This is a genomic window from Sphingomonas xinjiangensis (genome assembly GCF_014199255.1).
GTDB lineage: Bacteria > Pseudomonadota > Alphaproteobacteria > Sphingomonadales > Sphingomonadaceae > Sphingomonas > Sphingomonas xinjiangensis.
In genome coordinates this window covers 1-3,868 of record NZ_JACIJF010000053.1, presented here as the reverse complement: position 1 = coordinate 3,868, position 3,868 = coordinate 1, and the positions used below count along the sequence as shown (strand labels likewise).

The window sequence follows — 3,868 nt, the reverse complement described above, 5'->3', positions numbered from 1 at the left end:
CTCTGCAAGTACGAGGTCTCGAAGGATGAACGGACGGCACCTTACAGGATGCGCTTGAGCTCCCCGAGATGGCAGCTGTTGGCGCTCAGCTGCCCTGCTTACGGCAGCTTCCGCCCCGAAGTCGGACATCCATTGCGTTCCAAAAGCTTCCCGGAAGCGGACGGTCGTTCAGGTTTGCCTTGCCGACAGGAGCTGGGCCGCAAGCAGACCGGCAGCTCGCAGGCGAGCAGATTCGAGAACCAGACATTCGCGAGGGCTAGCATGGTTGCCAAAGGCTCGAGGTCCCGGCGCGCATTAGCTCATGACGAACAAGAAGAACGGAGCTAACGCAATGTTATCGCGTCATCTCCGCCTGGGGGAGGCGATCGGAGAAGACAATTGAGCTCCCTTCAGGGCCTGAGTGGGGAAGAAACCTACCCGATCGGCGACGGGGAAATGGGCGCGCTAGTGCGCGCCCACGATTGGCCAAGTTCACCCCTCGGCCCGCCTTCGGCTTGGCCGCAGGCGCTGCGGACGGCGCTGTCGACCTGCCTCAACTCGCCGGCGGTGAGCGCAATCCTCTGGGGCCCCGACTTTCGGCTGCTTTACAACGACGCCTACCGCCCTTTTTTGGGCGAGCGGCACCCATTGGCGCTGGGGGAAACCATGGCCAACACCTGGCCGACAATGTGGCAGGCGCTAACTGCGTCGGCGCAACAGGTGCTGGACACTGGAGTCGGCGTCGTGGCCGAGAACCAGCAACTGATAATGGAGAGTGATGGCGGCCTAATCGAAACGTTCTGGTCATACAGCTTTGCGCCAGTTCGTGGTGAGACGGGCAAGGTCGAAGGCATCTTCCTAACTGCATTCGATGCGACCGGGCGCATCATGGCCGAACGCGCGCAACAGGAGGCGGAGCGTCGATTGGACGATGCGATCGCCGCTGCCGACCTATCTGCCGACTTCCGTGCGCTGTTCGACGCATCGCCCGCCCCGTTTTTGGTTGTTGCGCCGCCTGACTGGACGATTGTCGCGGCCAACGACGCGCGCCTTCAGGTGACTGGGACGACGCGCGCCCAGCAAATTGGCCGTCGCCTGTTCGAGGTGTTCCCGGACGATCCCAATGATCCAACTGCGGATGGCGTGCGGAATCTTACCGCATCGCTCGAGCGGGTGGTGGCAACGGAGGCGACCGATACGATGGCGGTTCAGCGCTACGCGGTGCAGGAGGCGGATGGACGCTTCGTCGAGCGGTGGTGGAGCCCCGTGAATTCGCCGGTGCTCGACAGAAGCGGCAATGTTGCGCTTATCATCCATCGCGTTGAGGACGTCACCGAAACGGTGCGGTTGCGCGGCGAAGCCGAGGCGCGGGATCAGCTGGCCCGAGACCAGCAAGCGGTGATCGACCGTATGCGCACGACAGAGACAGCGCTGCGAGCGAGCGAGGAGTTCAATCGGCGTATCCTCGCGAGCTCAAGCGATTGCATCAAGGTCCTCGACCTGGACGGCCGTCTGGAGTTTATGTCGGAGGGTGGTAAGGGCGTCATGGAGGTCGAGGATTTCGCGGCGATCCAAGGTGCCTGCTGGCCCGACTTTTGGCCTGGCGAGGAGCACGCGAAGGCAGTAGCCGCCGTGGAGGAGGCTAAGTGCGGCGGCACCGGGCGTTTTAAGGCTTTGCCACGACGATGAAAGGGACGCCGCGCTGGTGGGACGTAGCGGTGACACCGATCAATGGGCTGAACGGCAAGCCTGAGAAGCTGCTTTCGGTGTCGCGCGACGTTACCTCGGCGCGGAAGGCTCAGGCGGCGCTACGGGCGAGCGAAGCTCGTTTCGAAGCGATTGCCAACTCCATCGACCAGATGATCTGGTCAACAAAGCCTGACGGATACCACGACTACTTCAATCAACGTTGGTACGACTACACCGGGGTGCCTCAAGGCTCGACAGACGGCGAGGCCTGGAATGGCATGTTCCACCCCGAGGATATGGAACGGGCTTGGAGCCTCTGGCGGCACTCCCTTGCAACCGGCGAGCCTTACCATGTCGAGTATCGCCTGCGGCACAGCTCGGGCCATCACCGTTGGGTGATCGGGCGAGCCCAGTGCGTCCGCGACGAGCGGGGACAGATTGCCCGCTGGTTCGGCACCTGCACCGACATCCATGAGATCGTGGAAGCGCGCGACGTGCTCAACCGCTCGCGCGAGGAGCTGGAGCGCGCGGTCACTGAGCGCACGGCCGAGCGTAACCGGGTGTGGGAGATGAGCCACGACCTGTTCGCGATCATGGGCTTCGATGGACATCTGAAGGCAATCAATCCCGCTTGGGAGACGACCTTCGGCCGAGATGAGGCGACGCTGCTGTCTCTGTCGTTCCGGGAACAGGTCCACCCCGGCGATCACGGCGCCGTCCACGCGATGATGGAGCGGCTGCTGCGTGGCGAAACCGTGGAACGGTTCGAGGATCGGATCCGGCATGCGGACGGCGGCTGGCGTTGGATCTCGTGGACGCTCGTGCCGGAAGGAAATGTCTTTTACGCCGTGGGCCGCGACGTAACGGTCGAGCGCGAGCGGCAGGCCGAGCTCGAGGCGGCGCAAGAGGCGCTGCGCCAGAGCCAGAAGATGGAGGCGATGGGCAGCCTGACCGGCGGGGTGGCACATGACTTCAACAACCTGCTCACACCCATCATCGGCTCGCTCGACATGCTGGTGCGCAAGGGCGTGGGCACCGAGCGTGAGCGCCGGCTCATCGACGGCGCGCTGCAGTCGGCCGAGCGGGCAAAAACGCTCGTCCAGCGCCTGCTCGCCTTCGCCCGTCGACAGCCCCTTCAGCCGACCGCCGTGGACGTCGCGCGCCTGGTGGACGGCATGGCCGGCCTGATCGGCTCGACGCTGGGCCCGACGATTGACGTCCGCGTGGATCTCGCGGCCGACTTACCGCCGGCGAGCGCAGACCTGAACCAGCTCGAGATGGCGCTGCTCAACCTCGCAGTGAACGCCCGCGACGCGATGCCCAATGGTGGCACGCTCACGATCTGCGCCAGGCGGGAGAGCGTTGAGGGACGTCATCCCGCGAAGCTTAAACCCGGCCACTATATCCTGCTTTGCGTCGCCGACACCGGGGTCGGCATGGACCATGAAACACTCGCCAGAGCAGTGGAGCCATTCTTCTCAACCAAGGGCATCGGCAGAGGGACGGGGCTGGGGCTCTCCATGGTGCACGGCCTTGCCGCTCAACTCGGCGGCGGGTTGACTATCGATAGCGCACCGGGCCGTGGCACTAAGATTGAACTCTGGCTCCCATGCAGCGCGGCGGTCGTGGGCGAGGATGAGATTGCAGCTCCTGCGCGGGTTACCCACGCGAACCGTGGCACCGCGCTTCTGGTCGACGATGAGGAATTGGTGCGAATGAGCACAGCCGACATGCTGATAGATCTTGGCTTCGAGGTGGTCGAAGCCGACTCAGCCGAGGAGGCGCTACATCTCATCAAGGGGGGTATCGACCCCGATCTGCTCGTGACTGATCACCTCATGCCGGGCATGAACGGCGCTGACTTGGCGCGTGAGGCGCGCGCGCTGAAGCCTGCATTGCCGGTGCTAGTAGTGTCGGGATACGCGGAGGTGGAGGGTATTGCTCCGGAGTGGCCGCGCCTGACTAAGCCGTTCCGGAGCGCTGAGCTGGCTACGAGCGTCGCGGCTCTGACTCCTTCGAGTGATGGGTGATCGAAGCACACCGGCGGGTTTTCCCCCGGCGAGCTGCCTCAGCAGAAAGATGGTGTATCGCGGCGGCTGCGTTTCGACAGCAGATGGAATGACAGCCCCTTCACGTACGATGCCTGGATCGGGGTCGAACCTGACCTCGTGCCTCGAGGGAAGGAGTGAAAGCGATGGCG

2 protein-coding genes are annotated in these 3,868 nt (G+C 64.0%); both read left to right on the top strand.

Annotated elements, in window-relative coordinates:
- Positions 1-378: 378 nt before the first annotated feature.
- Positions 379-1,668, top strand: a complete 1,290-nt coding sequence (locus FHT02_RS21165; RefSeq protein ID WP_184092220.1) for a PAS domain-containing protein — start codon at positions 379-381, stop codon at positions 1,666-1,668.
- The gene (locus tag FHT02_RS21160; protein WP_184092211.1) at positions 1,665-3,698 is read left to right on the top strand and encodes a hybrid sensor histidine kinase/response regulator; all 2,034 of its coding nucleotides are present in this window, start codon (positions 1,665-1,667) and stop codon (positions 3,696-3,698) included. The genes FHT02_RS21165 and FHT02_RS21160 overlap by 4 nt, the downstream gene beginning before the upstream one ends.
- Positions 3,699-3,868 lie beyond the last annotated feature (170 nt).

Coding starts and splice junctions, on each gene's coding strand:
- FHT02_RS21160 (WP_184092211.1), top strand. CDS start 1,665: ATGAAAGGGACGCCGCGCTGGTGGGACGTAGCGGTGACACCGATCAAT.